Source organism: Microbispora sp. H10885 (assembly GCF_014161415.1).
GTDB lineage: Bacteria > Actinomycetota > Actinomycetes > Streptosporangiales > Streptosporangiaceae > Microbispora > Microbispora triticiradicis.
On record NZ_JABBWY010000004.1, the window covers coordinates 586,094 to 612,637 of the forward strand.

Annotated in this window: 24 protein-coding genes, 1 tRNA gene and 1 pseudogene; 13 read left to right on the forward strand and 13 right to left on the reverse strand. The window is 72.0% G+C overall.

Annotated elements, in window-relative coordinates:
• Positions 1 to 20: 20 nt before the first annotated feature.
• Entirely contained in the window at positions 21 to 194 is a 174-nt protein-coding gene (locus HHX37_RS13865; protein WP_165900670.1) for a hypothetical protein, read from the reverse strand.
• A 158-nt stretch (positions 195 to 352) separates the two neighbouring features.
• On the opposite strand from HHX37_RS13865, the gene HHX37_RS13870 reads away from it, so the two are divergent.
• Positions 353 to 1,150, forward strand: a complete 798-nt coding sequence (locus HHX37_RS13870; protein ID WP_111700735.1) for an SURF1 family protein — start codon at positions 353 to 355, stop codon at positions 1,148 to 1,150.
• Between the two features lie 56 nt (positions 1,151 to 1,206).
• Positions 1,207 to 1,551 carry a DUF3817 domain-containing protein gene (locus HHX37_RS13875; protein ID WP_225311071.1) on the forward strand — a complete coding sequence of 115 codons (345 nt, stop codon included), beginning with the start codon at positions 1,207 to 1,209 and terminating at the stop codon, positions 1,549 to 1,551.
• Positions 1,552 to 1,615: 64 nt separating this feature from the next.
• Here the strand turns inward: HHX37_RS13875 and HHX37_RS13880 are convergent, their stop codons facing one another.
• Together HHX37_RS13880 and HHX37_RS13885 are read right to left on the reverse strand one after the other, a co-directional pair.
• Positions 1,616 to 1,810, reverse strand: coding sequence for a hypothetical protein (locus HHX37_RS13880; protein WP_111700734.1), 195 nt, complete (start codon positions 1,808 to 1,810; stop codon positions 1,616 to 1,618).
• Between the two features lie 98 nt (positions 1,811 to 1,908).
• Entirely contained in the window at positions 1,909 to 2,502 is a 594-nt protein-coding gene (locus HHX37_RS13885; protein WP_259403307.1) for a hemerythrin domain-containing protein, read from the reverse strand.
• A gap of 270 nt (positions 2,503 to 2,772) precedes the next feature.
• On the opposite strand from HHX37_RS13885, the gene HHX37_RS13890 reads away from it, so the two are divergent.
• Together HHX37_RS13890 and HHX37_RS13895 are read left to right on the forward strand one after the other, a co-directional pair.
• Positions 2,773 to 3,462, forward strand: coding sequence for a response regulator transcription factor (locus HHX37_RS13890; protein WP_111700733.1), 690 nt, complete (start codon positions 2,773 to 2,775; stop codon positions 3,460 to 3,462).
• 28 nt (positions 3,463 to 3,490) lie between these two features.
• Positions 3,491 to 7,117 carry a DUF4153 domain-containing protein gene (locus HHX37_RS13895; RefSeq protein ID WP_182885633.1) on the forward strand — a complete coding sequence of 1,209 codons (3,627 nt, stop codon included), beginning with the start codon at positions 3,491 to 3,493 and terminating at the stop codon, positions 7,115 to 7,117.
• Positions 7,118 to 7,307: 190 nt separating this feature from the next.
• Here the strand turns inward: HHX37_RS13895 and HHX37_RS13900 are convergent, their stop codons facing one another.
• Both HHX37_RS13900 and HHX37_RS13905 read right to left on the reverse strand, forming a co-directional pair.
• On the reverse strand, positions 7,308 to 8,174 hold the full coding sequence (locus HHX37_RS13900) for an alpha/beta fold hydrolase (protein WP_182885634.1): 867 nt from the start codon (positions 8,172 to 8,174) through the stop codon (positions 7,308 to 7,310).
• Positions 8,175 to 8,303: 129 nt separating this feature from the next.
• A complete protein-coding gene (locus HHX37_RS13905) occupies positions 8,304 to 8,945 on the reverse strand; it encodes a tetratricopeptide repeat protein (protein ID WP_111700731.1) in 642 nt (213 codons plus the stop codon).
• A gap of 110 nt (positions 8,946 to 9,055) precedes the next feature.
• Between HHX37_RS13905 and HHX37_RS13910 the strand changes: the two genes are divergently transcribed.
• A complete protein-coding gene (locus HHX37_RS13910) occupies positions 9,056 to 10,252 on the forward strand; it encodes a hypothetical protein (protein ID WP_182876128.1) in 1,197 nt (398 codons plus the stop codon).
• A gap of 99 nt (positions 10,253 to 10,351) precedes the next feature.
• Here HHX37_RS13910 and HHX37_RS13915 read toward each other — a convergent pair whose 3' ends face one another.
• The gene (locus HHX37_RS13915) at positions 10,352 to 10,966 is read right to left on the reverse strand and encodes a hypothetical protein (RefSeq protein ID WP_182885635.1); all 615 of its coding nucleotides are present in this window, start codon (positions 10,964 to 10,966) and stop codon (positions 10,352 to 10,354) included.
• Between the two features lie 265 nt (positions 10,967 to 11,231).
• On the reverse strand, positions 11,232 to 11,870 hold the full coding sequence (locus HHX37_RS13920) for a TetR/AcrR family transcriptional regulator (RefSeq protein ID WP_182879894.1): 639 nt from the start codon (positions 11,868 to 11,870) through the stop codon (positions 11,232 to 11,234).
• A 36-nt stretch (positions 11,871 to 11,906) separates the two neighbouring features.
• Here HHX37_RS13920 and HHX37_RS13925 point away from each other — a divergent pair, with 36 nt between their 5' ends.
• Positions 11,907 to 12,245 carry a rhodanese-like domain-containing protein gene (locus HHX37_RS13925; RefSeq protein ID WP_182885636.1) on the forward strand — a complete coding sequence of 113 codons (339 nt, stop codon included), beginning with the start codon at positions 11,907 to 11,909 and terminating at the stop codon, positions 12,243 to 12,245.
• Positions 12,246 to 12,260: 15 nt separating this feature from the next.
• Here HHX37_RS13925 and HHX37_RS13930 read toward each other — a convergent pair whose 3' ends face one another.
• Together HHX37_RS13930 and HHX37_RS13935 are read right to left on the reverse strand one after the other, a co-directional pair.
• The gene (locus tag HHX37_RS13930) at positions 12,261 to 13,256 is read right to left on the reverse strand and encodes a LacI family DNA-binding transcriptional regulator (protein ID WP_182879895.1); all 996 of its coding nucleotides are present in this window, start codon (positions 13,254 to 13,256) and stop codon (positions 12,261 to 12,263) included.
• A 75-nt stretch (positions 13,257 to 13,331) separates the two neighbouring features.
• Entirely contained in the window at positions 13,332 to 14,714 is a 1,383-nt protein-coding gene (locus HHX37_RS13935; RefSeq protein ID WP_182885637.1) for a GH1 family beta-glucosidase, read from the reverse strand.
• A gap of 1,201 nt (positions 14,715 to 15,915) precedes the next feature.
• Between HHX37_RS13935 and HHX37_RS38180 the strand changes: the two are divergent.
• A pseudogene (locus tag HHX37_RS38180) lies at positions 15,916 to 16,932 on the forward strand (glycosyl hydrolase); the annotation flags it as partial.
• 74 nt (positions 16,933 to 17,006) lie between these two features.
• On the opposite strand, the gene HHX37_RS38185 reads toward HHX37_RS38180, so the two are convergent.
• Positions 17,007 to 17,399: a hypothetical protein gene (locus HHX37_RS38185; RefSeq protein WP_396775625.1), complete on the reverse strand. Its 393-nt coding sequence runs from the start codon at positions 17,397 to 17,399 to the stop codon at positions 17,007 to 17,009.
• Here HHX37_RS38185 and HHX37_RS38190 point away from each other — a divergent pair.
• Positions 17,380 to 17,793: a carbohydrate-binding protein gene (locus HHX37_RS38190; RefSeq protein WP_396775627.1), complete on the forward strand. Its 414-nt coding sequence runs from the start codon at positions 17,380 to 17,382 to the stop codon at positions 17,791 to 17,793. The two genes, HHX37_RS38185 and HHX37_RS38190, sit on opposite strands and share 20 nt — an antisense overlap.
• Positions 17,794 to 17,925: 132 nt before the next feature.
• Here HHX37_RS38190 and HHX37_RS13945 read toward each other — a convergent pair whose 3' ends face one another.
• Positions 17,926 to 18,873, reverse strand: a complete 948-nt coding sequence (locus HHX37_RS13945) for an AraC family transcriptional regulator (RefSeq protein ID WP_182879981.1) — start codon at positions 18,871 to 18,873, stop codon at positions 17,926 to 17,928.
• 81 nt (positions 18,874 to 18,954) lie between these two features.
• Here HHX37_RS13945 and HHX37_RS13950 point away from each other — a divergent pair, with 81 nt between their 5' ends.
• Complete coding sequence (locus tag HHX37_RS13950) at positions 18,955 to 19,467, forward strand: DUF1772 domain-containing protein (RefSeq protein WP_182885639.1); 513 nt, start codon at positions 18,955 to 18,957, stop codon at positions 19,465 to 19,467.
• 318 nt (positions 19,468 to 19,785) lie between these two features.
• A complete protein-coding gene (locus HHX37_RS13955) occupies positions 19,786 to 21,183 on the forward strand; it encodes a glycoside hydrolase family 16 protein (RefSeq protein WP_182885640.1) in 1,398 nt (465 codons plus the stop codon).
• A 46-nt stretch (positions 21,184 to 21,229) separates the two neighbouring features.
• Here the strand turns inward: HHX37_RS13955 and HHX37_RS13960 are convergent, their stop codons facing one another.
• Positions 21,230 to 21,730: a DUF5666 domain-containing protein gene (locus tag HHX37_RS13960; RefSeq protein ID WP_182879900.1), complete on the reverse strand. Its 501-nt coding sequence runs from the start codon at positions 21,728 to 21,730 to the stop codon at positions 21,230 to 21,232.
• Positions 21,731 to 22,396: 666 nt separating this feature from the next.
• Positions 22,397 to 22,786, reverse strand: a complete 390-nt coding sequence (locus tag HHX37_RS13965) for a response regulator transcription factor (RefSeq protein ID WP_244302343.1) — start codon at positions 22,784 to 22,786, stop codon at positions 22,397 to 22,399.
• 128 nt (positions 22,787 to 22,914) lie between these two features.
• Between HHX37_RS13965 and HHX37_RS13970 the strand changes: the two genes are divergently transcribed.
• The 3 genes from HHX37_RS13970 to HHX37_RS13980 all read left to right on the forward strand — a co-directional run bounded on the left by HHX37_RS13970 (position 22,915) and on the right by HHX37_RS13980 (position 26,380).
• A tRNA-Arg gene (locus tag HHX37_RS13970) sits at positions 22,915 to 22,989 on the forward strand.
• Between the two features lie 1,665 nt (positions 22,990 to 24,654).
• The gene (locus tag HHX37_RS13975) at positions 24,655 to 25,914 is read left to right on the forward strand and encodes an MFS transporter (protein ID WP_220502836.1); all 1,260 of its coding nucleotides are present in this window, start codon (positions 24,655 to 24,657) and stop codon (positions 25,912 to 25,914) included.
• The gene (locus HHX37_RS13980) at positions 25,907 to 26,380 is read left to right on the forward strand and encodes a hemerythrin domain-containing protein (RefSeq protein ID WP_182885641.1); all 474 of its coding nucleotides are present in this window, start codon (positions 25,907 to 25,909) and stop codon (positions 26,378 to 26,380) included. Before HHX37_RS13975 ends, HHX37_RS13980 begins: the two co-directional genes overlap by 8 nt.
• The last annotated feature ends 164 nt before the right edge of the window (positions 26,381 to 26,544 follow it).

The window sequence follows — 26,544 nt, forward strand, 5'->3', positions numbered from 1 at the left end:
CGGCGGCTGGTACAGGTATGTCAGCGAACCAGGAGGTACACCACTACGGCGAGGACGACGACGAGCGCCACGCCGACGGCGATCCACATCGGCAGGCGGGACGGCTGCTCCTTGGAGATCTCCGCGTCCTGCTGCTGAGCGAACACCCGGAAAGCCTGAGTGTTTCCGGCCGGGTCGATCTGAGGGTCGGACATGGCACGACTCTAGCGACACGTGCGGTCCCCTGGCCGCGATTTGTCGGATTTCGCGCTCTCCCGGTGCCGGGGCGCGGACGGACGGGCGTTCCCGCCGGTCGCCGGGTGACCACGGCGCGCGTGCGGGACCGCCGCAGGCGGCGGATAGCGTGGTAACCATGCTCCGCACCCTTCTGTCTCCCCGGCTGGTGGCCCTGCACCTGCTGGTCATCGGGGTGCTCGTGTCGTTCACGTTCCTCGGCCGCTGGCAGCTCGGCGTCTTCGAGTCGTCGGGCGCGCCGCGACGGGCCCCCGATCCCGCTCCGGTCGCCGTCACGCAACTGACCCAGGTCGGGCGGTACGTCGGCGTGGACGCCGTGGGCCGCAAGGTGACCGCGACGGGCGCCTACGACGCGGCGAACCAGCTCCTGGTGGCCGACCGGGTCGCCGACGTCGCCGCGCCCGGCGGGCGGGCCGCCCGGGGAGACGGATTCTGGCTGCTCACCCCGCTGCGGCTCGCGGACGGCACGGTCGTCCCGGTCGTACGCGGCTGGGTCTCCTCGGCCGGGGATCCCGCGACCGCCGTGCCGGAGGGCCCGGTCACGGTGAGCGGACGGCTGCGGCCCGCGGAGCAGACCGACGACGTGCAGCGCACCGGGCTGCTCCCGCGCGGCCAGGTGGCGACCGTGTCGACGGCGGAGCTGATCAACATGTGGCCCGACGCGCGGGTGCGGGACGGATTCGTCGTCGCCACCGCCCAGGAGCCGCCCTCCCGCGCGACGCCCGTGGCCGTACCCGCCCCGACCATCGGCGGTGGCCTGACCTGGCGGAACCTCGCCTACGCGCTCCAGTGGTGGGTCTTCGCGTTGTTCGCCGTGTACATGTGGTTCCACTTCGTCCGCGACACCCTGCGCGGGCGGCGGCAGGAGCCGGCGACGCCGGAGTCCGCGGGGCCGGCCGCGCCCATGGAGGCCTGACGCTCCCCGCTCCGGGCCCTGGGGCCGGAACCGGCGGCCGGCACGGATATCGTGTGGTGACCGTTTCCCCAGCAGAGGTGTTGATCGACGTGGAGTCCGCGCTCAACTTCTACCGCGTCATGGCGTACGTCGTCGGCGTCATGCTGCTCGTGCTCTGTGTCGGCATGGTCGTCAAGTACGGCTTCGACAACGGCACGATGGTCGCGGTGGTCGGGCCGATCCACGGCTTCCTCTACATGGTCTACCTGGTGGCCGCGATCAACCTGGGCCTGATCAAGGCGCGCTGGTCGATCGGCTACCTGCTGCTCGTGCTCGTGTCGGGCACGATCCCGTTCCTGTCCTTCGTGCTGGAGCGCAGCGTCACCGAGCGCGTCCGCAGGACGATCGCCGCCACCTCGTGAGCGCGTGAAAGGTCCCGGCCGCATCCCGCACGGGGAGCGGCCGGGACCTTCCGGCGCCGGGGCCTCAGCCGCCGATCTGACGCCGCCGGATGCGCCGCAGGCGCGTCCGCTGTGACTCGTCGAGCATGAAGTAGGCGGCGACCGGGGCACCCAGCACGCCGAGCGTGATCAGCCAGGCCAGGATCGTCGGCACCGGCAGGATGAACACCAGCACGGCCACCACCGCCGCGCCCACGTAGTACTTGCCCAGTGGCGACATCGTCAGGCCTTTCGTGTGGATCCCCAGTGGGGGATCGTCCGCGTCGCCAGGACAACGCCCGGGGCGGGCGGCGAGTTCCGCACTGCCCGGCGGGGAGCTCAGCCCTCGCCGGACTCGGGCTTGCCCATCGCCTTGCGGATCAGGTCGCGGGCGCGATCCATGATCGCGAGTGGGGTGCCCATCAGGATGTTCTCGGCCGGTGAGGTGACCCCAGGGTGCGGGTGCGTGGGTGCCATGGCCTCCGCGGCCTTGACCCCCACGGCCATCGCCCTGCGCTGGCCCTCGGACGTGCACGCCTTCAGTTCGGAGAACTCATAGCGCTCCTCGGCGGCGGCGTGCGCGAACACGGCGGCCCTGAGCCTCTCCAGCTCCTGCGTGAACCCCGGCGCCGTCGCGTCCATCTCGTCGAGACGGCTGAGCAGTTCCTTCGCCTCTTCCTCCTCCTGCAGCCGGTTGTCCACGATCGCGTCCCCGCCGACCAGCTTGCGCCGGGCGAAGGGGTGGACGATCTCCTCCTCCGCCGTCTCATGTACGGCGAGCAGCCGGGCGAGACGGCTGAAGGCCTCCTTGCGCTCCTTCCCACGGCATCTGTCCACCTCGTCGAACAGCTCCCGGATGAGGGCGTGCTGCTGGATCAGGAGATCGATCACGTCGTTCTCCCGCATGGTCTCCGGCCTTGACTGGCGGTCCATAGCGCCTCCTTCCTGGTCATATCCGGGCTACCCGGAACCGGGACCCGAAACCACGACCGGCGGAATCGGCGCGGATGCCGCCGCAGGTCACGGGGGTGCGGACGCCTCACCACGCCCGCCCGCCGCGGCGTGATGGGCCGCAAGGGGGATCCGCAGAGGTGCGCCGCAGGGGATCGCGGTGTGCGCCGCAGGGGTTCCGCGGTGTGCGCTGCACGGGATCTGCACAGTCGCGGACGGCGCTTCTGCACAGGCGGGTCCTACGCTTCGTGCATGGCCTTCCCCCAGCAACGCCGTGTGCTCGTGGTCGAGGACGACCAGACCATCGCGAACGCCGTACGCCTCAGGCTCCTCGCGGAGGGCTTCGACGTGCGGGTGGCGGGCGACGGCGAGGGGGCGCTCGCGGCCTACGCCAAGGCCGAGCCCGACCTGGTGGTCCTCGACCGGCTGCTGCCCGGCCTGGACGGCCTGGAGGTCTGCCGCAGGATGCAGGCCGCCCGCCCGGTGCCGGTGCTCATGCTGACCGCGCTCGGTGAGGAGACCGACGTGCTGGTCGGCCTCGGCGTGGGCGCCGACGACTACATCACCAAGCCCTTCAGCATGCGGGAACTCGTCGCCCGCATCCACGCGCTGCTGCGACGGGTGGAGCGGGCCGGCCTGCTGGCGCAGGAGGAGACGGTGATCCGGATCGGCGACGTCGAGATCAACACCGCCGAGCGCCGCGTGTTCGTGCGCGGGACCGAGGCGCAGCTCACCCGGACCGAGTTCGACCTGCTGCGGCGCCTCGCCGAGCGTCCCGGCCAGGTCTTCGAGCGGGAGCGGCTGCTCTCGGACATCTGGGGCTTTTCGGAGGCCGCCGCGACCCGGACCGTGGACAGCCACATCCGCGCCCTGCGGCGCAAGCTCGGGTCCGAGGTCGTCCGCACCGTTCACGGCGTCGGTTACGCGCTCGTCCGCCCATGACGCGCGCCGCGAAAGGGAGAGCCAGGCGATGAGGCCGCTCGACTTCCTCGGCCGGATCAAGGTCAAGCTCGGGATCGTGATCGTGCTCGCCGTGGTCGCGGCGTTCGTCGTGAACGAGGTGGGCATCAACTCCGGCCTGTCCCGCGATCTGAGGATCGCGATCGCCGTCGCACTAGCGATGATCATGGTCCAGCTCCTCGCCCGCGGCATGATCCGGCCGCTGCGCGAGATGGCGGCCGCCGCGCAGACGATCGCCAAGGGCCGGTACGGCCTGCGGGTGACGGCGACCTCCCGGGACGAGGTGGGCGAACTGGCCCGCGCCTTCAACGCGATGGCGGCCGACCTCGCGGAGGTCGACCGGCAGCGGCGCGACCTGGTGGCCAACGTCAGCCACGAGCTGCGCACCCCGATCGCCGGTCTGCAGGCGGTGCTGGAGAACGTCGTCGACGGCGTGTCGCCGCCCGACCTCGACACCCTGGGCACCGCCCTCGCCCAGACGCAGCGGCTGGGCCGTCTCGTGGCCCAGCTTCTCGACCTCTCGCGGCTCGACTCGGGGGCGCGCCTGATCGAGCCGGAAGACCTCGACCTCTCGTCGCTGTGCCGCCAGGCGGTCTCGGAGGCGTCGATCGCACGTGACGACGTGACCGTCGAGAGCGCGGTGCCGCCGGGGACCGTCCTCGCCGCCGATCCGGCCCTGCTCGCGCAGGTGCTGGCCAACCTGCTCGACAACGCCGTACGGCACAGCCCTCCGGGCGGGAGGGTCCGGGTGGAGACGCGGGCCGCCGGGCCGGCCCTGGAGATCAGCGTGATCGACGACGGCCCCGGCATCCCACCGGGGGAGCGGGCCCGGGTGTTCGAGCGCTTCTCCCGGCTCGACGCCGGGCGGGCCGCGGACGCGGGTGGCGCGGGGCTGGGCCTCGCGATCGCGAAGGAGATCGCCGAGTTGCACGGCGGGACGATCGGCGTGGCCGACCCGCCGTCGGTGAGAGACGGTCACGGACCGGCCGGGGGATGCCGGATGGTCGTCGCGCTGCCACGGCACCGGGAACCGGCGGCGGGCGAGGGCGTGGACGCGCCCGTCCACGCCGATGAGCGAAGGGGGACCATGAACTCGAGGCAGGCCCGCGGAGGCCGATCCGACGATCAGCGCGAGGGGACCGGTCTGCCGGCTCCACCCACCGGGGGAATACGGGATGCCGGTACTCCGGCCGCGCCTCGGGACGCCGGGCTTCGGGACGGCGTGCTGCTGGATGGGGGAGCGGAGCGCGGGGTGGCCGCAGCCGGTCGCGCGGAGCGGCACGGCGTGGTTCCGTCCGTATCTGCGGACGCCGGGGTTCCGGAGGCCGGGCTTCGGGTCAGCGGGCTTGTGGACGGTGGCGCGGAGCGCGGGGTGGTCGCGGGCGGTCGCGCGGAGCGGCACGGCGTGGTCTCGGCCGTGCCTGTGGACGCCGTGCCTGCGGAGGCCGGGGTTCCGGATGGCGAGCTTGTGGATGGTGGTGCGGAGTGGCACACCGCGAGCCCGGCCGGTCACGCGGAGGGGCGCGGCGCTGTCCCGGCTGGGGTGCGAGGCACGCACCCCGAGGCGTCCGTGCCCCTGGCGCCAGCGCACCCTGTGCCTCCAGTGCGTCCGGTGAGTTCGGTGCGTCCGGCGGACGACTCCGCTCGGGAGCACGCGAGGGGCGACGCGAGGGGCAACGCGAGTGGCGGCACGCGGGACGACATGAAGGGCGTGGAGCGCGGGGAGGAGCACTGGCGGGGCGTCTCGGCGTCATGGGGAGAGGGGCGCGGGGGGCCCGCGGGTCCGCCAGTCAATCCACCCGTCAGTCCGCCCGTGACCTGGCCGTACGCCGCGCTCGCTCAGGCCCGGCACGGGCGCTCGGCCAGGGCGGCGCTCGGCGCGGGCCTCGGCATGGTGGGCGGCTTCCTCGCCGGGCTGATCGCGGCGGCCGTCCTCGGGGTGTACGGCGAGGGGTTGCTGGGAGCCGCCGCGATCCTGCTGTTCACCGTCGGAGGCGCGGCCGCGGGCGCCGCTTTCGGCTCGTCCCCGGTCCACCGGTACGCCGGGGCACCGCAGGGGCAGCCGCCGCAGGGCGAGAGGCGGCCGGGGGAGGCGCTGCGGGGCGAGAGACCGTGGGGGGAGACGCCGTGGAGCGAGGCGCCGGCGTACGTGCCGCCGCCGCTGTTCCCCCGGCCGGATCTGCCGGACGCGCCCCGGTGGTTGTTGCCGGCCGCCGGGGCGGCGGGCCTGGTCGCGGCCGTCGCCCTGCCGTACGCGTCGGCCGGGCTCGGTTCCGTGCTGACGGCGGTCGCGCTGGGGGCGGCGGCCTTCCCGGCGGTGCTGCCGCGGCGGCGCGGCCGGCTCACCCCGTGGACGGTGACCCTCGGCCTGCTGGCGTACGCGCTGGTCGCCGTCGCCCTCTTCCGCGACGCGGAATGGCTGGTCGCGCCGGTGCTGCTGGCGGCGTTCGCCGTGGGGTCGCTCGCGCTGTCCGGCGGCGGGCGGGGCTGGCTCGGGGTGATCAGAGGAGGGATCTCGGTCGTCTTCGCGATGCTGCCGGTGCCGTGGTTCCTGGCCGGGCCCGTCAGGAACCTGGCGCGGCGTAGCCGCGTGCTGCCCACCCTGGTCGGCGCCGCCGTCACCGTCGTGCTCCTGGCCGTCTTCGGCCTGCTGTTCGCCTCGGCCGACGCCGTCTTCTCGGCGTTCGTCAGCGACCTGCTGCGGACGCCCGACTGGGCCTGGGACCTGCCGTACCGGATCTTCGTCTTCTGCGTGTTCGCCGTGCTGGCCGTGGCGGCGGTGCTGGTGGGCCTGCGTCCGGTGGCCGAGCCCACCCCGCCCGACCTGCGGATGTCCCTCGGCCGCCAGGTGTGGATGATCCCGCTGATCGGGCTGAACCTGCTGTTCGCGGCGTTCGTGACCGTGCAGATCACGGTGCTGTTCGGCGGAAGCCGCAGGGTGCTGTCGACGGCCGGCCTCACCTACGCCGAGTACGCCAGATCCGGCTTCTTCGAACTCGTCACGGTCAGCGTCTTCGTGCTCGGCATCGTCGCGGGCGCGGTAGCGCTGCTGCGCCGGCAGAGCCGGACCGACCGCCGGCTGCTGGCCGTGCTGCTCGGTCTGCTGTGCGCGTTCACGCTGGTCATCCTCGCGTCGGCGCTGCACCGCCTCGGCCTCTACACCGACGCGTACGGCCTGTCGCGGCTGCGGGCCTCGGTGGAGGCGACGATCTGGTGGCTCGGCGCGGTGTTCGTGCTGGTGTCGGCGGCCGGGGCGGTCCGCCTGGCCGGCCGCGGCGCCGGATGGTTCTTCCGCGGGCTGGTGCTGCTCACCGGGGTGTCGCTGCTGGCGTTCGCGGTCTCGGACCCCGACGCGCGGGTGGCCGAGACCCAGCTCACGATCCGCGGCGTGGAGCGGCTCGACCACGGCTACCTGGGGGATCTCGGGGCGGAGGCCGTGCCGATCCTGGACAGACTGCCCGAGCCCGACCGCAGTTGCGTGCTGCGGGACGTCGTGGCGGTCAACCGTCTCGACCGGCCGGACTCCTGGAACGACTGGAACCTCGCCCGCGCCCGCGCCCGCGAGGTGCTGGCGAAGCGGCCGGTCCTGCAAGGCGGCGACTGCCCGGCCCCCGACCGCGGATACGCCTACGACTGACACCACGCCCGACTGACACCGTGCTGGCACCGTGCCCGAGTGACACCACGCCCAAATGACACCGTGCCCGAGTGACACCGTGCCCGAGTGACACCGTGCCTGACCGACACCGTGCCAGTGGTGTGCGGGCCCGGCTCTGGCCGTGCTCAAGCCACGGCCTGGCCGGGCCCGGACGTGGCCTGGGCGTGGTTCAGCCGGCGAGGACCTCGCGCAGCGTGACGGCGAAGTTGTCGGGGTCGCCGGGCATGCCGAACGTGTCGTCGAGGAACCCGCCGTGGTTGCTGGGGAACGTCACGGGCTTGGTGCCGAGCCGCTCGGCGACCGCCACGCCCGCGCGGTACGCCAGCTGCCCCTCCGACTCGACGCCGACGCCGACGACGACGCGGGCCGGGGCCGCGCGCAGCGCCTCGAAGTCGGGCTCGTAGTGGGTGCAGGTCACGAGGTTCTGCGCGAACAGCGCGTCGTCGCGGGTGCCGTCGTCCTCGGCCGGCAGCCCGAACTCGGCCGGGTTCGGCCTGGGCTGGTCGGCGAAGTCGGCCGGGATCTCGCCCTGGTGGCCGACGACCGCGATGAACTTCACCATCGCCGGGCCGAAGCCCTCCTTGTCGTACGTTTGCCGGATGTCGGCCACGGCGGCGAGCGCCTGCTCCCGGTCGGGCAGCACCTGGGCGATGGGGGGCTCGTGCGCTACGAGCGTGCGCACCTGCTCCGGGTGCCGGGCCACGAGCGCGAGCCCGTTGACCGCGCCGCCGCTGCTGGCGAAGACGTCCACCGGGCCGCCGCCGAGCGCGTCGATCAGCCGGTGCAGGTCGTCGGCGTGCAGGTCGGGCGTCGACTCGGCGGCGCCGTCGGTCCGGGTGCTCCGCTCGATCCCGCGGGGGTCGTAGGTCACCACCGTACGATCCCGGAAGTGCCCGGCCAGGGCGTTGAACCCCCGGGCGTCCATCGGCGAGCCGATCATCAGCAGGATCGGCGCGTCCCTCTGCCCGGCCTCCCGCACGTCGTAGTGGAGAACGCAGCCGGGCAGTTCGAGGGTGTGCGTCCTGGGTTCGGTCACGTGCTCGCTCCTCTTGGCAGGCGGGATCAGGCCGGCGGAAAGCGAGAGCTCTCCATCACCGTCGGTCACACCCTATATCGAACACTTCATCGAACGCAGCACGTGCGGCGTATCGGAGCGCCGCGGTCGTCAGAGGGCCGCGCGGGCCTCCGCGACCTGCCGCGCGACGCCCTCGGCGCCGCTCTCCTCCGCGAGCCGGGCCGCCTCGCCGAGCAGCCGCAGGGCGTCCTCCCCGCGGTTCTGCGCGGCGGCGATGTAGGCCAGCCCGACCAGGTTGGCGGCGACGCCCGGCTGGAAACCGATCTCCCGGCGCAGCCGCGCCGACTCCTCCAGGAGTTCCCGCGCCGGCTCCAGCCGTCCGGCCATGTGCTCGGCGACGCCCAGGTGCCTCAGCGCGTACGACATCGTCAGCGTGTCGCCGGTCGCCTCGGCGAGTTCGTACGACCGCCGCAACGCGGTCCCGGCCGCCTCGTGGTCGCGCCGTACGACCTGGTGGAAGCAGCCGATCCAGAAGAGCGCCTCGCCCTCGCCGCGCAGGTCGCCGAGCCGCCGGTAGAGATCGGCGGCCCGTTCGAACAGGTCCGGTTCGCGAGGGTCCTCCTCGCCGCCCTCCAGGGACCGCGCGTGGACGACCCGCCCCCGAGCCAGGGCGAGATCGGCCTCGACCGCGTCCAGTTCCCGGTCGGCCTCGGTGAGGGCCGAGGCGTCGCCGCCGAAGACCGCCCGCTCGTAGAGCGTGCCGGCCCGTTCGATTCGTGGGTCGCCGCTCATGCCCGATCCCCTCTGTGATCATCGGTGCGAGGGCGCGAGTCTACTCCCGGGACGGTGTCCAGTACGATCCACCGAGGTGGTCGGGAGAGGGCGAGGGGGGCCGCTGATCGATGGACAGCGCTCTGTACGTCTTCGTCGAGGACCTGCGCGCCGAGGGTGTGCGCGGGCTGCTCGACCGGGCCTCCGCGTACGGCGTTCGCGGCGTCGCGGTGGCCGCGGCCTACCACCAGGCCAGGGACGTCACCCCGCACGGCGCCACGCGGCTGACGCTGCGCCGCGACGGCGTCCACTTCCCCCCGCCGGAGGACCTGTTCGGCGGGCTACGCCTGGCCCCGCCCGTGCAGCCGGGAGCGGAGGACCGGCCGATCGAGGAACTACGCGCGGCCTGCGCCGAACGGGGGCTGCGATTGCACGGCTGGGCCGTCTTCCTGCGCAACAGCGCGATCGGCCTGGCCCACCCCGACGTGACCGTGGAGAACTGCTTCGGCGACCGCGGCGCTCCGGCGGACCTGTGTCCCGCGCACCCCGACGTGCGGGCGTACGCGGTGGCGCTGGCCCGGGCCGTCGCCCGGCAGGGGGTGGACACGGTCGTGGCCGAGTCGCTGCACTTCGCGGCCTTCGGCTACGAGCGGTGCTCGGTGCCGCTCGGTCCGATGGACGCCTTCCTGTTCGGCCTGTGCTTCTGCCCCCACTGCATGAGCCGGGCCGCCGACCTCGGGGTGAACGCCGAGACGGCCAGGCAGGAGTGCGCGAGGATCGTCGGGGGCGTGCTGGACGGCGATCCCCCCGCGGAGGGCGAGGTCACGCGGGCGGCGCTGACGGCCTACGCCGGCCCGGAGGCGGTGGCGTACGCGCGGGCCCGTTCCGAGAGCGTCACCTCACTGGTGGGGGAAGTCGCCGCCGCCGTCACGGCGGAGGGCGCGCGGCTGACGTTCGCGGACGCGACGGGGGCGGCGAAGGGCTACGCCCACGGGCTGCCCTCGGCCGCGCTGGCCGCGCACGACTCCTGGCAACTCGGGATCGACCTCGTGGCGCTCGGCGACCTCGTCCCGTCGTTCGCGGTCCTCGGCTACGCCCGGGATCCCGCCCGGATCGCCGACGACGTCGCCGCCTACCGCCGCTCGATAGGCAAGAACCCCGAACTGCGTGTCGTGCTGCGTCCGGGCGCCCCGGACACCGACTCGGCCGACCGGCTCGCCGCCAAGGTCCGCGCCGCCCGTACGGCCGGGGCCGGGGCCGTGGACTTCCACGCGTACGGCCTGGCCTCCTTCGACGCGCTCACCCGCATCACCGGCGCGCTCGCCTGAAGCCCGAGCCGAGGTGTCGCGTCCTCCGAACGCGGCCGGCGACAAGCCGCTCACCGCGGCGGTGATCTTCTCCGGACGGGTGCGGACCTACCTCAAGGGTCACGGTCGGCAGGCGAGAACGCCGGGCACGCGGCTGTACCGGTCGACCCAGCACGCGAGGTCGGCGTCGATGTAGCCGAGGCACCGCAGGATGGTCTGGTGGTCGGCCTGCAGGTGGCGGTGGTGGATAGGGCAGTGGTGAGCGATCTTGTTGCGTAGCACGCGTAGGTGGTCGAGATAGCGGTGCAGTTCCCTGCGTCCGCCTCGATAGCCGGGGAAGGCCCGGTGCAGGGCCGTACGCCACAGGCGTTGGTCGTAGTTGTTGCCGGGGCCGAGCAGGGAGGCCCAGAAGCCGAAAGGCAGTTCGTTCTCGATCTGCTCGGGGGTGGCCGCGCGGCCTTGCCTACGCAGTAGATCGCGGGCCTCGCTGATCTTGCGCTGGGCGCCGAAGTGCAGGTCGGCCTCCTCCCACCAGTTGGTCCGCTGGAAAAGCCTCACCAGTTCACGGCTGAGGGCGCTGCGCAGCCCGACCTCCAGGTACTGCAGGGGGCCGTAGAACGCCGCGCAGATCTCGGTGTTCCAGCAGTGCAGGCGTAGTGCGGCTCTGGTCTGCCCGTCGCACAGCGCCTCGTACTCAGCGATACGGGCGACCGACAGCACCTCCCGCAGCCGCATGGCCTCGGCCTCCTCCATTTCGCGCCCGTGCCCCCTGTGCTACTGTGTGTGACATAAGCCCCGGTGTTGCCTCTGCTACGGTAAGCAGCCGGGGCACAGCTTTGCGTGAGCAAGGCTGCCATATCTGCCGCGCCGGATGGTGGGCAACGCATCATTCGCGGGCTCCGCGGCATGGACTCGCCGCTACACCCTGACCGTGGCACGTGAGCCGGGACCCGGAAGCGAAGGCCCGTCATCCCCGGGCACGCCAAGCCCAAGCGGGGTGTTACGGCCGATCCGTGACCAGGGCGTCCGCGAGGACGGTCAGACCGGCGGCGACCCGCGCCGCGTCGCACTCGCGCAGTACGGCGGTGACGTGCTCGGCGGCGAGCGGGGCGAGCAGCGCGTGGGCGAGGTAGTCGGCGTCCGCGCCGGGACGTGCCTCGGCGAGCAGGATCGCCAGGTGGCGATGCCAGAAACGGTAGGCGCCGATGCGATACCTGGCTCCCGGGCTCGCGGTCTCGGAGACGCGGAGCAGATCGAGGTATTCGACGAGGTAGTCGGTGTAGGCCGCGACGAAGGCCCGCACCCGATCGCCCGCCGGGGCGCCGGGCCCCAGCGGCGGCGGCCCGGACAGGATGCGCTCCTGCAGGTCCCGTTCCTTGTCGTCGAGCAGGGCGGCCACCAGGCCCGACTTGTCCCCGAACCGGCGGAACAGCGTGCCCTTGCCCACCCCGGCCTCCGCCGCCACCGCGTCCATCGAGACGGCCTCGACGCCGTGCTCGCGGAACAGCTTCGCCGCCGCCTCCTGCACCCGTAGCCGGTTGCGGGCGGCGTCCGCGCGTTCGCGGGGCGGGTCCGCCAGCAGAGAGGTGAGGTCCCTTGACGAACCGGACTGTGGTCCGGTAATTTCTGAGGCGTTCACACAAACGGACTGTAGTCCAGTTAATTGGAGGACGCAATGACCGCGCTCATCACCAGGGACGAGCTCAAGGCCGCGATCGACGCCGGCGTCGTCACCGTCGTCGACGCGCTGGGCGGCGAGTACCACGCCCAGCAGCACCTCCCGGGAGCGATCCCGCTGACGGAGGCGGAGGTCGCCGAGCGGGCCGCCGAACTGCTCCCGGACAAGAACGCCCCGATCGTCACCTACTGCTCGAACCCCTCCTGCCCCAACAGCCAGGCCGTGGCCAACCGGCTGACCGCGCTCGGATACACCGACGTGCGCAAGTACCGGGAAGGCATCCAGGACTGGGTCGAGGCCGGCCTGCCGGTGGAGTCCCTGACCACGGCGTCCTGACCGGTCTCGGGAAGTTCAGGCGGAGTCGCGGACGACGAGCTCGGTGGGGAGGACCACGGACGTGGCCGGGCCGCCCCGGAGGAGGTCGAGCAGCAACCGGACCATCGCGGCGGCCTGCTCGCTGACCGGGTGCCTGATCGTGGTGAGCGGAGGCTCGGTGTAGCGGGCCGCCTCGATGTCGTCGAAGCCGACGACCGCCACGTCGTCCGGCACCCGGCGGCCCGCCTGGCGCAGGGCCTGCAGCGCCCCGATCGCCATGAGGTCGTTGGCCACGAACACGGCGTCGAGGTGCGGGTCGTCTTGGAGCAGGTGGCGCATGGCGACTGCGCCGGACTGCCGGGTGAAGTCGCCGACGGCGACGATCGAGCGGCGGTCGGAGTCGCGCAGCGCGTCGCGGTAACCCGTGAGCCGGTCCTGGCCGCCGATCATGTCCTGCGGGCCGGCGATGGTGGCGATGCGCCGCCGGCCGCTGTCCAGCAGGTGGCGCACCGCCTTCTCCGCGCCGCCCACGTTGTCGTTGTCCACGTACGGCAGGGGAACCGGGACGGCCGGCCTGCCGTACGAGACGACGGGGACGCCCATCCGCGCGAGTGCGGCGGGCAGCGGGTCGGCGCCGTGCATGGAGATCAGCATGACCCCGTCGACGTGGCCGCCGGCGACATAGCGCTCGATCCTCGCGTGGCTCTTGGGAGAGCCGGCGAGCATCAGCACGACCTGCCTGTCGGCGGCCTCCAGCTCCAGGCTGGCCGACCGGATGACCGTGGAGAACATCGGGTCCTCGGAGAAGACCCGGGTGGGCGGCTCGGACACGACCAGCGCGACCGAGTCCGTCCGCTGGGTGACGAGGCTGCGCGCCGCCGAGTTGGGGACGTATCCCAGCTCGTCGACGGCGCGCATGACGGCATCCCTGATCTGCGGGGTCACCGTCAGCTGCCCGTTGACGACCCGGGAGACGGTCGCGCGGGACACTCCCGCCCGCGCCGCGACCGCCTCCAGCGTGGGTCGTTTCATGCGTCCCCCAGTCTCATGCGGTCCCCAGTCTCATGCGGTCCACAGTCTCATGCGGCCCTCTGTTCCCTACGGCCCCTACAGCCCGTTGCGCCTGATGACCTCGCGATACCACAGCGCGCTGTCCTTGGGAACGCGCCGCTGGGTCTCGTAGTCGATGTACACGATGCCGAACCTCTTGTGGTAGCCGTAGGCCCACTCGAAATTGTCCAGCAGCGACCATACGAGATAACCCCTGAGGTCCGCTCCCGCGGCGATCGCGGCGTGCGCCGCCCGCAGGTGGCCGTCGAGGAAGGCGACGCGGTCGTCGTCGTGTACGGCGTCGCCGGTGGCGTGGTCGTCGAAGGCCGCGCCGTTCTCGGTGATGAGCAGCCCGACCTCGGGATAGTCGCGCGACAGCCGTACGAGCAGGGTCTCCAGACCGGCCGGATCGATGGGCCAGCCCATCGCGGTCACCGGGCCGGGCGGTGGATCGAACCGGACGCCCTCGCTGCCGGGGAAGGGCGGGGCGGCCGGCTCGCCGGGCGCCGCCGACACGAAGGTCGGGTTGTAGTAGTTGACGCCCAGCAGGTCGATCGGCTGGTGGATGACGTCCAGGTCGCCGTCCTGGACGTGGTCGAGACCGCCGTGGCGCGCGGCGATCTCCAGCACCTCCTCCGGGTAGCGCCCGCGCAGGGCCGGGTCGAGGAACTGCCGGTTCAGCAGCCCGTCCACGACCCTCGCCTCGCTCTCGCCGCCGTCCGTCTGGATCACGGGCGAGAGGTTGAGGGTGAGCGCGATCTCGGCGGCGCCGGCCGCGCGCAGGGCCCGCGTCGCCAGTCCGTGGCCGAGCAGCAGGTGGTGGGCGGCCCGGAACGCGGCGGCCGGATCGCGTCTGCCCGGCGCGTGCACGCCGGAGCAGTAGCCGAGGAAGGCCGCGACCCACGGCTCGTTCAGCGTCGTCCAGGTCCGGACGCGGTCGCCGAGCCGCCCGTGGACGACCGCGGCGTAGTCGGCGAAGCGCGCGGCGGTGTCCCGTGCGGCCCACCCGCCGGCGTCCTCCAGGGTCTGCGGCAGGTCCCAGTGATACAGCGTCACGTACGGCGTGATGCCGTGGGCGAGCAACTCGTCCACCAGGCGGTCGTAGAAGCCGAGACCGGCGGCGTTCACCGTGCCCGCGCCGGTGGGCATGACCCGCGGCCAGGCCACCGAGAAGCGGTAGGCCGCCAGGCCCAGGTCCGCCATCAGCCGGACGTCGTCGGCGTAGCGGTGGTAGTGGTCGCAGGCGACGTCGCCGGTGTGGCCGTCGGCGACGTTGCCCGGCGCCTTCGAGAAGGTGTCCCAGATGGAGGGGGCCCTGCCGTCATCGGCGGCGGCGCCCTCGATCTGGTAGGCGGCGGTGGCGGCTCCCCAGACGAAGCCGCCGGGGAACACCGGTCCCGGCGAACCGGCTCCCGGCGTGGTGGTGGTCTCCGTGGTCAACGCTTCACAGCTCCCTGCACGATTCCTCCTAGAGAGAGCGCTCTCGCACTCGTCGTGAAACTTTCCTCACGCGTTGACAGCCTATTTCAGCACGCCTAGCGTCAACCACGCTGAGAGCGCTTCCAGCAATGCTGCCGAGGTCGTTCCGCCGGGTCCCGGACCCGGGTTCCGCCTCCGCAGTCGTTGAACCCCCCAGCGGAGGTCGCCCATGCCGTCTCGTCCCCTCAGAACCCTTCCCCTCAGAACACTCGGTTTCGCGGTCCTGACCACCCTCGCCCTGTCCCTGCCCGTCCTCCCGGCCACGCCCGCCGGCGCCGCCACCGTCCCCGTCGGGGCGGGCGGCTACACCACCGACCTGCCCGCCGGCGCGAGCGGGCCCGCCAACTCCGACGGAGCCCCGGTCACCCCCAAGGTCACCTCGAACGTCACCCGCAAGGTGCCCACCAACGACTGGTGGTCGTCGCTCGCCTTCCAGCGGTACGCCGGAAACCCGTACTCCGAGAACATGTACGGCCACCCGCTGGCCTTCCACGCGGTGGCCGGCGGGCTGGAGGTGAGCTATCCCACCACCCCGCTGATCAGCTCCGACGGGCGGCAGTACGAGTTCCCGCACGCCCGCGACCTCACGCTGGGCGTCACCGGCCTCAACTCGCCCGACACCAGGGTGGACGACTGGTCCGACTGGACCGTCACGCCGTACTGGTCGGACGGCGCGCGCTCGCTCAGGGCCACCATCGGGCACGGCCTGCCGTACGTCTACGCGACGCCGAGCGGCGGCGACGCCCGGGTCGCGTTCGTGGCGACGCCGACGGTCTGGGCCGACCGGGGCAACGTCCTCGGCGTCACCGTGAACGGCCACCACTACGGGATCTTCGGGCCGTCCGGCACCGACTGGAGCCTCGGCGGCACGGTCGCGACCGACGCGCTCGGCGGGAGGAACTACTTCTCGGTCGCCGTGCTGCCCGACGCCGCCGCCTCGACGCTCGACCTGTTCGCCAAGTACGCGTTCAGCTTCGTCACGGGGACGAGGGTGACCTGGTCGTACGACGAGGCGGTGGCGCGGCTCACCACCACCTACACGGCGACGACGGCGGCCAAGGAGGGCACGCAGACCGGGACGCTGCTGGCGCTCTACCGCCACCAGTGGCTGGCCACGAGCAGCCCGCTGACGTCGTACACGTACGTCTCGCCGCGCGGCACGATGAAGCTGCGCGAGGGCACGTCGTTCACCACCGCCCAGACGTTCCACGGCGTACTGCCGTCGCTGCCCGACCTCGGCGCGTACGACAGGACGAGGCTCGGCGACTACGTCAGGCAGGAGGCGAACGCCGCCGACCCGTGGAAGGGCGCGACCGACACCTACTGGACCGGCAAGGCGCTCGGCCGCCTCGCCCAGCTCGTGCCGATCGCCGACCAGCTCGGCGACACGGCCTCCCGCGACCGGCTGCTCGGGCTGCTCAAGGGCGAGCTGGAGAGCTGGTTCACCGCAGGGGGCGCCGAGCAGTTCCGTTACGACTCCACCTGGGGCGTGCTCACCGGCTACCCGGCCTCGTACGGCAGCGACACCGAGGTCAACGACCACCACTTCCACTACGGCTACTACCTGATGGCCGCCGCGACCGTGGCGAGGTACGACGCGGCCTGGGCGGCGAACTGGGCGCCGATGGCGAAGCTGCTGGCCGCCGACGCGAACAACTGGGACAGGTCGGAGACCCGGTTCCCGTTCCTGCGCAACTTCGACCCGTACGCCGGCAACGGCTGGGCGTCCGGGCACCAGGGCTTCGCGGCGGGCAACAACGAGGAGTCGTCGTCGGAGGCGATGAACTTCGCGGCCGGGGCGATCCTCCTCGGCGCGGCGACGGGCGACACTGCCCTGCGCGACCTCGGCGTCTACCTCCACACGACCCAGACGTCGGCCGTCGCGCAGTACTGGTTCGACAAGGACGACGCGGTCTTCCCGGCCGGGTTCTGGCACGACACGGCGGGCATGATCTGGGGCTCCGGCGCGGCGTACTCCACCTGGTGGACCGCCAACCCGGAGGAGATCCACGGGATCAACGTGCTGCCGGTCACCGGCGGATCGCTCTACCACGGGCTGTACCAGGCCGACGTGAAGCAGAACCTGGCCGAGATGGAGGCGGGCAACGGCGGCCCGGCGGTCGAGTGGAAGGACGTCATCTGGGAGTTCCGGGCGCTCGCCGACCCGGCCGCGGCCAAGAGCGCGTGGGACGCCGGATACACGACGCTGACGCCCGAGCCGGGGGAGTCGCTCGCGCACGTCTACCACTGGATCTACAACCTGGCCAGGATGGGGGTGGTCGACCCCGGCGTGACCGCCGACAGCCCGACCGCCGCCGTGTTCGTGAACGGCTCGGCGTGGACGTACGTCGCGCACAACTTCGGCTCGTCGGCCAGGGTCGTCACGTTCTCGGACGGCAGGACGCTGACCGTCCCGGCCCGGTCCACGGCGACCAGCGCGGGCACGTCCTCCTCCCCGTCCCCGTCACCGTCCGCATCACCGTCCCCGTCGCCCTCGCCTTCCCCGTCGCCGTCGCCGTCTCCGTCGCCCTCTCCGTCGCCGTCGCCGTCTCCGTCGCCCTCTCCGTCGCCGTCGCCGTCTCCGTCGCCCTCTCCGTCGCCGTCGCCGTCTCCGTCGTCCGGCGGGGTGGACGCGCGCTCGACCATCCAGGCCGAGGCGTACCAGGCGCAGAGCGGCACGCAGGTGGAGACGACCCAGGACGCCGGCGGCGGGCAGAACGTCGCCTACATCGGCAACGGCGACTGGCTGCGCTACGACAACGTCGACTTCGGCTCGACGGCGGCGCGGCAGTTCAAGGCGCGGGTCGCCTCCGGGGCGGCGGGCGGGGCGAGCGGCCTGGTGCAGGTGCGGCTCGACAGCCTCACCGCGGCCCCGATCGGTGACTTCGCCGTCGGCAACACCGGCGGGTGGCAGAGCTGGCAGACGATCCCCGCGAACATCACGGGCGTCACCGGCAGGCACACCGTCTACCTCACCTTCAGCAGCGGCCAGCCGGCCGACTTCGTCAACCTCAACTGGTTCACGTTCGCCACGTCCTGACGAACGACCCGCGGTGGGCGGCACGTCCCGAGCGACGTGCCGCCCGCCCACGGCGCGCTTCCCCGGCGTCCCGGCGGCCCGAGGCGGCGGACGCCTGCGCAGGCCGGGGCAGGGATCTCCTCGCGGCCCTCCTCAACCGGCCGAGTGTCGCAGGCTCTCCCGGTACCGCTGAGGGCTCATGCCGTGTTCCCGCTTGAAGGCCGTGCTCAGCGCGAAGGCGGTGCCGTACCCCACCTGCCGGGCCACGGCCTCCAGCGTCGCGTCCGTCTCACGCAGCAGGTCGGCCGCCAGTGCCAGCCGCAGCCCGGTCAGGTAGGCCATCGGCGGCTCGCCGACCAGCCTCCCGAACCGCTGCGCCAGCGCGGCGCGGGAGACTCCCGCCCGGCCGGCCAGTTCGGCGACCGTCCAGGGCCGGGCCGGCTCGGCGTGCAGCATCCGCAGCACCGGCCCCACCACCGGGTCGCCGTGCGCCCGGTACCAGCCCGGGGCCTGCGCGTCCGGCCGGGAGAACCAGGCGCGCAGCACGGCGATCAGCAGCAGGTCGAGCAGGCGGTCGAGCACCACCTCCTGACCCGGTTCGTCCCTGCCGATCTCCCGGCCGAGCAGCGTGACGAGGGAGCCGTCCCAGGAGTCGCCGGGCAGCACCAGCAGCGTGGGCAGCGCCGCCAGCAGTCGCCGGGTGACCGCGCCGCGCGCCTGGTAGGCGCCGACGAGCATCACGGCCGAGCCGTCCGGGTCGTTGCCCCAGCCGCGCGTGCCCAGGTCCATCTCCGCCGACAGGCTTCGGCCGTCCGGGGTGGTGCAGACCTGCCCGGGATGGATCACGACCTGTGGCGGGGTCGCCGGGTCGTCGGCGACCGTGTAGGGGCCCGGTCCGCGCACGACCGCCACGTCGCCGGGTCCCACCCGTACGGTCCGGTCCCCGTCCGGGGTGATCCACGCCTGGTCGCGGAGCATCGCCACCAGGCACAGCGGCGCCTCGTCCCGGATCCGTACCGACCAGGGCGGGCTCAGCGTCGCCCGCAGCAGGAAGGCCCCGCGCGCCCGGGGCCCGTCGAGGAGGTCGGCGAGCGCGTCCATGGCCAGATCGTAGACGGCCACGTATGCGGACGAGCTTCTCGGCGATGTCGCCCGGCGCCGTCCGCCGATTGACTGATCACCATGACGACGACACCGGACATCCCGGTCGCTGTTCCGGCCGCCCTGTCCATGCTCATGACCGCCGGGATGGCGGGCACCTTCTTCGGCTTCTCGGTCGGTGTCATGCCGGGCCTGAACGCCGCGCCGGCCTCCTCGGCGATCGACGCGATGAACGCCGTCAACGCCAGGATCCAGAACCCGGTGTTCCTGGCGGCGTTCGTCCTCGCCCCGGTCGCCGCCGCCGCGGCGGGCGCCCTGCTGCTGACCCGCTCCGGTTCCGGCGCGGCCTGGCCCTTCTTCGCGGCCGCGGCGGTGTACGCCGCCGGCGTGATCCTGCCGACGGCCGTGGTGAACGTGCCGATGAACGACGCCCTCGCCGCCGTGGCGGTCCACGGTGACCCGGCGGAGGCGGCCAGGATCTGGTCGGACTACGCGGCCCGGTGGACCACCTGGAACACCTTGCGGGCCGCGGCCGGCGCGGTCAGCCTGCTGCTGACGGGGTACGGCGCCTACCGCTGGGGACAGGGCTCCTGACAGGGCGCTTTCCCGTCCGTCGCGGCACCCCGATCCGGGCGGGCATCTGAGCAGAGAGCGCTCTCGCTTATCCGCCTTTATGGGCACCTTAAACGGGAGAGAACGCTCTCTCAGATTTCACAGATCCTCTTGACGCGAGTGAGATTCGAAGGGGACAGTGGCGCTCAAGTGGTCCGCGGTCGCGGTGCGCGGGCCCTCACGGCTCCTCGCCGGACGCCGCCGTCCGGCCGTACCGACGTGCATTCGTCTCCGCCCGTGAGGCCCACCCGCACCCCCCATCCCCTCGCCGCGACGACCGGACCGAGGAGAGAGGTACTCATGCGTGTGCTCCACTCCCCATGGCGGCGCTCGATCGTGGCGCTGCTCGCCGCCACCGCCGCGGTCGCGGCCCTCGCCGTACGGCCCGCCGACGCGTCGGTGCCCGCGACGCCCTCCGGCTGGTCGCTCGTCTGGTCCGACGACTTCAACGGTTCGTCGGGATCACTGCCGTCGTCCAGCAACTGGATCATCGACACCGGTCACGCGTACCCCGGAGGCCCGGGCAACTGGGGAACGGGTGAGATCCAGAACTACACGGCCGACCCGGCGAACCTCAGCCTGGACGGCGGCGGCAACCTGCGCATCACCCCGATCGGCAGCGGCCAGAACTGGACCTCCGCCCGCATCGAGACGCGCCGTTCCGACTTCAAGCCCGCCGACGGGCGCGTCCTGCGCATCGAGGGCCGCATCCAGATGCCGAACGTCACCGGCAACGCCGCCCTCGGCTACTGGCCGGCGTTCTGGGCCCTGGGCTCGCCGTACCGCGGCAATTACCAGAACTGGCCGTCCATCGGCGAGCTCGACATCATGGAGAACGTCAACGGCGTCAACGCCGTCTGGGGCACCCTCCACTGCGGCGTGAACCCCGGCGGGCCGTGCAACGAGACCAACGGCCTCGGCACGAACCGGGCCTGCCCCGGCTCGTCCTGCCAGTCGGCGTTCCACACCTACCGCTTCGAGTGGGACCGCAGCGTCAGCCCCAACCAGCTGCGGTGGTACGTCGACGGCCAGCAGTTCTTCAGCGTGAGCCAGAACCAGCTCGACGCGACGACCTGGTCGAACATGACGTCCCACTCCGGCTACTTCCTGCTGCTCAACGTGGCCGTCGGTGGCGGGTTCCCCAACGGGGTCGCGGGCTTCTCCACGCCCACCTCGGCCACCGTCTCCGGGCGGCCGATGCTCGTCGACTACGTCGCGGTCTGGCAGAGCGGCGGCGGGAGCGACCCGTCGCCGTCGGCCACCCCGAGCAGCCCGTCGGGTGGCGTGGACGCCCGTTCCACCATCCAGGCCGAGGCGTACCAGGCGCAGAGCGGCACGCAGCTCGAGGCGACCCAGGACGCCGGCGGCGGGCAGAACGTCGCCTACATCGGCAACGGCGACTGGCTGCGCTACGACAAGGTGAACTTCGGCTCGACGGCGGCGCGGCAGTTCAAGGCGCGGGTCGCGTCCGGCGCGGCGGCCGGCGTGAGCGGCCTGATCCAGGTGCGGCTCGACAGCCCGACGGCGACCCCGATCGGCGACTTCGCCGTCGGCAACACCGGCGGGTGGCAGAGCTGGCAGACCGTCCCGGCCAACATCACGGGCGTCACCGGCACGCACACGGTCTACCTCACCTTCAGCAGCGGCCAGCCGGCCGACTTCGTCAACCTCAACTGGTTCACGTTCGCCACGTCCTGAGCCGTCCGGGCGGGGACCATGAGGGTCCCCGCCCGTGCTCGCCCTGTCAGCCGGTGGGCTGGACGGTCGCGGGAGACTCCGACTCGGTCGGCGTGGCGGGAGGGGAGCCGCCGGGCGACTGCCCCGGCGCCTCGCCCGGAGCGCCGGGAGCACCCGGAGCACCGGGCGGAGACGGCGCCCCCGGGCCGCCTCCGCCGTGACCCGGCAGCGGCGGCCGGCTGGCGTCCGCGATCAGGACCGCACGCGGGTTGTCACCCGGTGTGCCGATCACCCACACCTGATCGCCCTGCTGGATGCCCTGCAGGCCCTTGTAGTCGGAGACGATCCTGGTCGACTCGTCCACGGCGTAGGCCCGGCCGCCGACGGAGATGGAGTCGCTCCGCACCGAGTCGACCGCGCCGGTCTGGCTCGTGAAGGTCTGGTAGTCGTCCTGGCCGGGCCGCCCGGGCTGCGGCTGCCCCTGCCGGAGCCAGGCGAGCTCCGCCAGGCCGAGTTGGCCTGCGCCGAACTGGATCGGGCCGGGCCGCTCCTGTTTCGCGTGTTCCACCTGACCAGCCTGACCCGCTGGTACGGCACGGGACGGTGCGTGGTCGCCGGGAGCGTAGGCCGCGGCGAGGCCGGCACCGGTGGCGATCGTGAGCGCCGCGGCGACTCCGAGGAGAAGACGAGGCCGTTTTCCTCGCGGTGACGATGGCTTCTCCTCCGCGTTCCTGCGGAATTCGGGACTGGTCATCGGTTCGCTCCCTCCGCTCGGCCTCCAGGCGGCGCGGGCCACGCCGCCCTCGGGCGCGGCGCAGCGCGGTATGAAGTGGCCGGCGTGGCTCGGATATGCGCGGACATGGGCGGCTGTGCCCGTGGCGAAAGGTCGCGTGTCCGGTGTGTGCGGCCCGCACATGGCGCGACTGATCGCAGAGCGGCGCACGCGGTCTCGCCCAGAAGGGCTGCCCGGCACACCTGGCCGGGCCGCCCGCGATCCGTCCGGTCAGCCGCCGGTCTGCGCCGGTCGGCCCGCCCTCGGATCCCCTCGCCGCCCTACCCCGTCGAGTACGGCGGTCACCGCGTGATCGGTAAAGCCATCGTCCGGAGGCGATTGCCGGAATACGACCCGCAGCCGGCCGGCCCCGGCGAGCATGTGCATGATCGGCATCGGGCCGGCGGGCGGGCGTTCCTGAGGCCCGGCCTGATCAGCCCGAGGCCGTACATCTTGGTCGGGTCAGAGCGGTCTTGGACTCTCGACGAGGTCCCGTACGGTCTGGATCAGCTCGGCGGGGTCGAAGGGCTTGGTGAGATAGGCGTGCACACCGATGTCGAACCCCCGCCTGCGGTCGTCCTCCTGCGCGCGGGCCGTGATCAGCATGACCTTGATGTGCTGGGTGCTCGGATCCCGGCGGAGCCTGGTCGCCGTCTCCCAGCCGTCCATGCGCGGCATCATCACGTCGAGCGTGATGACGTCGGGGGCGACGTCGCCCACCCGGTCCAGGCAGTTCTGCCCGTCGTACGCGGTCTCGACCTCGAACCCCTCAAGGGTCAGGTTGACCGCGATGAGCTGCCGGATGACCTCGTCGTCATCCACCACCAGCACGCGTCCCAGAAGCTCACCCACGGGCGCCAAGTTAGCCAATGAGGAGGGGCGGGCGCGCGGTTTTCGCCGATCCGCCCGCCCCGGCCTCGGGACAGCCGTATTGGTGTGACGAACAGCCCTCAAGTGCTGGTAGCCTTGTTCCCGGTTGAGCCCCCTTAGCTCAGGGGATAGAGCACCGGCCTCCGGAGCCGGGAGCGCAAGTTCGAATCTTGCAGGGGGCACCAGACCTTGACCAGCGGATCAAGCCGCTGACCAGGGCGAACGACAGATCATCGGGCGGGTCTCCAGTCTCACGGAGTCCCGCCCGTTCTCATTGGCGCTCGCTGGTTGTGGGCCAACTGTGGGCCATAATTGCTGGCAGGGCGCGTCACTCTGGGCAACGAGGGCGAGAAGCCAGCGGGTTGACAGTTTCTTTGCTTCATGCATGTCGGAGCAGGGCCAGTCGACTACGATGCCTTCCAAAGTGCGTGCGTGTAGGGCTTCGTTCCAGGCCCGAACCCGTCAGCTAACCCGGTAGGTAGAGCACGAGGAATCATGGAGGGAACGGCTAGAAGTGGCTGGCACCCACACCTTGTAGGTCTGATTTGACGCGGACTCGACAGCATCGCCTCGCACTCGTGGAGTGCTAGATGCGTCACGCTAGCCCTGATGAGTCCACAGGGAAGATATGCCGAATTAGAGGCGATGGGCGTCTCTAAACCGGGGAACCAGCGAGACTCGCCTGAGTCTCAGGGGTGAATCATCACGCACACAGACCACTGGAAACGCTCTATATGCGTTCCCGGGGACTTTCTGTGTGCGAAGACTGATTCGTGGTCCCTCGTTGAACAGAGAAATCCCCGGGTCATATGACCGGGAGTTTCGTGTGCAATCCCCCCCAGTTCTCTGGATAGTCATCGCTGTGCAGTTCGGCGCCAATATAGGCATGGCTGCCGGGATAGCTGCTAACCTCTGTGGAGGAGACCGCCTCACTGTGCTCGCCTGGGTAGGCGGGGCCTTTGTCACTATGACGGGGTTGAGCCTCACCGTTCTAGGTCTGCTCGGCGTCTTCGATCCGCTCGCTGGTGCGCCTGGTATATAGCACGAGGAAGGCCCAGGTCGGCGACGATGATCCTCACCGAACCAATGCGATAAAGGTCGCGTTTGGTAGCTGTGCACGATCTTCGCAGCCGACCACGTGAAGTATCAAAATGGGCGGATCTTCTGACATCGAGATCCGCCCGTTTCCATTAGCGCTCACGGAGTGTAGCCCTGTTGTGGACCGGTTAATCACTTTTTGAGGGTCGTCTCAATGCGTCGATCGATCCGCTCATCTCGCTGGTTGTGGGCCAACGTGGGCCACGTCAGGCTGTCAGCGCGGCGTCCATGCGGCGGTTGTTCCGCTCCTGGCGGCCGTCGAGGCCGAGCTGGGGGAGAAGCGGCCTGTACTGCGACACCGGTTGATGCTGGGCGACGAGGAACCCGTCTAGGTGTCCTGGTCGTACTACCCGCACAGCTGGACCGCTGGCACCGCGCTCAGCCGTTGAGGACGTATCCGAGGGGGCGCGCCGGCCCTGCTCGCCGACCTCGGCTACCCGGAGCGTGAGTTTACTGACAGCGTCTCTGTACGACCGCCCACCGTAGAGGAAGCCGAACTCCTGGAACTTCCCGAGGGCATCCCAGTGATCGGCGGCGTGACGGCCTCGATCGGTGAGCGCGCGGGGAAGCCGGGTCGGCGGACGCGGCCCGGTCCTCGTGGCCGGCCCCGGCGGCGTTGAGGGGTGACACGGGGCCCGTACGGAGAGGTCCAAGGTCCCTGTCCCGTTGATCAAGCAGCCGGGGACGCTGTGTGAGCGCGGCGGTGACATCTCCGGTCACCGCGCCTGGAGCGACACACAGTGGAGGCAACCATGAGTGCGGGGGACGCGCCTGCCCGGCATCCGGACGCCCGACCGGCCGCCGGCCGTCCGGCGTTGATGTTGATCCTGGCCACCGTCGGTTTCGCGATCAACTTCTGGGCCTGGGCGCTGCTCAGCCCGCTGGCGCCGAAGTTCAAGGAGGCCCTGCACCTGAGCCCCTTCCAGCAGGCGCTGGTGGTGGCGGTGCCGGTGGTGGTCGGGTCGCTGGGCCGCATCCCGGTCGGTGCGCTGACGGACCGGTACGGCGGCCGGGTCATGTTCCCGCTGGTGTCGCTGGCCACCGTCGTGCCGGTGCTCTATCTGGGGCTGGCCGGGCAGACATCGCTGGCCGGGCTGCTGGCCGGCGGCTTCTTCCTCGGCGTCGGCGGCACGGCCTTCGCGATCGGCGTGCCGTTCGTCAACGCCTGGTTCCCGCCCACGCGGCGCGGCCTCGCCGTCGGCGTGTTCGGTGCGGGCATGGGCGGCACCGCCATCAGCGCGTTGACAACGGTAAGGCTGACCGACGCGGGCGGCACCGCGACCCCGTTCGCGGTCACCGCCGCCGTGCTCGCCGCGTACGCGGTGGTGGCGGCCCTGCTGCTGCGGGACGCGCCTGGCCGGACGGTGCCGGCCGAGTCGCTGGCCCATCGGCTGGCGGCCACGCTGCGGCTGCGGATGACGTGGCAGGCCTCGGCGCTGTACGCGGTGGCGTTCGGCGGATATGTGGCGTTCTCGGTCTACCTGCCCGCCTACCTCAAGACCGCGTACGGACTGGCGCAGGCCGATGCCGCCAACCGGATGGCCGGATTCGTGCTGCTGGCGGTGGTGATGCGCCCGGTGGGCGGGTGGCTGTCCGACCGGTTCCCGCCGACCGGGGTGCTCGCCGGGACGCTGCTCGTCGTCGTGGCCGGTGCCGCCGTCCAGGCGTTCACGCCCGCGCTGGCACCTGTCGGTACGGTCGCGTTCCTGTCCATGGCCGCCGCGCTCGGCGCCGGCAGCGGCGCGACGTTCGCCCTGGTGGCGCTGCTCGCTCCGGCGAACAAGGTCGGCTCGGTCACCGGGATCGTGGGCGCCGCGGGCGGCCTGGGCGGCTTCGTACCGCCACTGCTCATGGGCTTCGTCTACGGCCGGTACGGCACCTACGCCCTGGGGCTGGCGCTGCTGGCCCTGGTCGCGCTGGCCGCCCTGCTGCTGGACACCACCGCCGTCATCCGGACGGCTCGCCGCGCGCTCGGACCGGGTCTGGCCGAAGGATCGAAGGCACATGTGTGAGTACTGCGGCTGCCAGGCCGTGACCACGATCGGCGAACTGACCCGTGAGCACGACCTGGTGGTCGACCTGATCGGGGACGCGCGCACGGCGCACACCGCGGGCGACGTGGACACGATGGGCGCGGTCGCCGGACGGATCGCCGCGGTGCTCGGCCCGCACATGGAGGTCGAGGAGTACGGCCTGTTCCCCGCACTGGCCGAGGACTTCCCCGATCATGTCGCCGGGCTGGAAGCCGAGCACCGGCGCATCGAGGCGGTCCTGCGCGAGGCAGCCGACGGCACGCCCGCCGACCCGGGCTGGCCCCTCAGGCTCCTGGACATACTGAACCTCCTGCGCTCCCACATCCTCAAGGAGCAGGACGGGGTGTTCCCGGCGGCGCTGGTCGGCCTGAGCACGGATGAGTGGGAGGCCGTCGAGAAGGTCCGGGCCCGGGTCGGCACGCTGTTGCCGCCTTCGGGCGGCTGAACCGGCCACCGAGCCCTGCCGGTCATCGCGGGGCGCTCGATCATTACAGGACCAAGGTCCCGGCCGGCAGGGACGGCCGGCACCTGCCGGGTGACCCGGCGTCGGAGGAGCCTGGGATGTGCGCCGCGCTGTGCGCCGCATCCCCGTGTTCCCCTCGAAGGAGT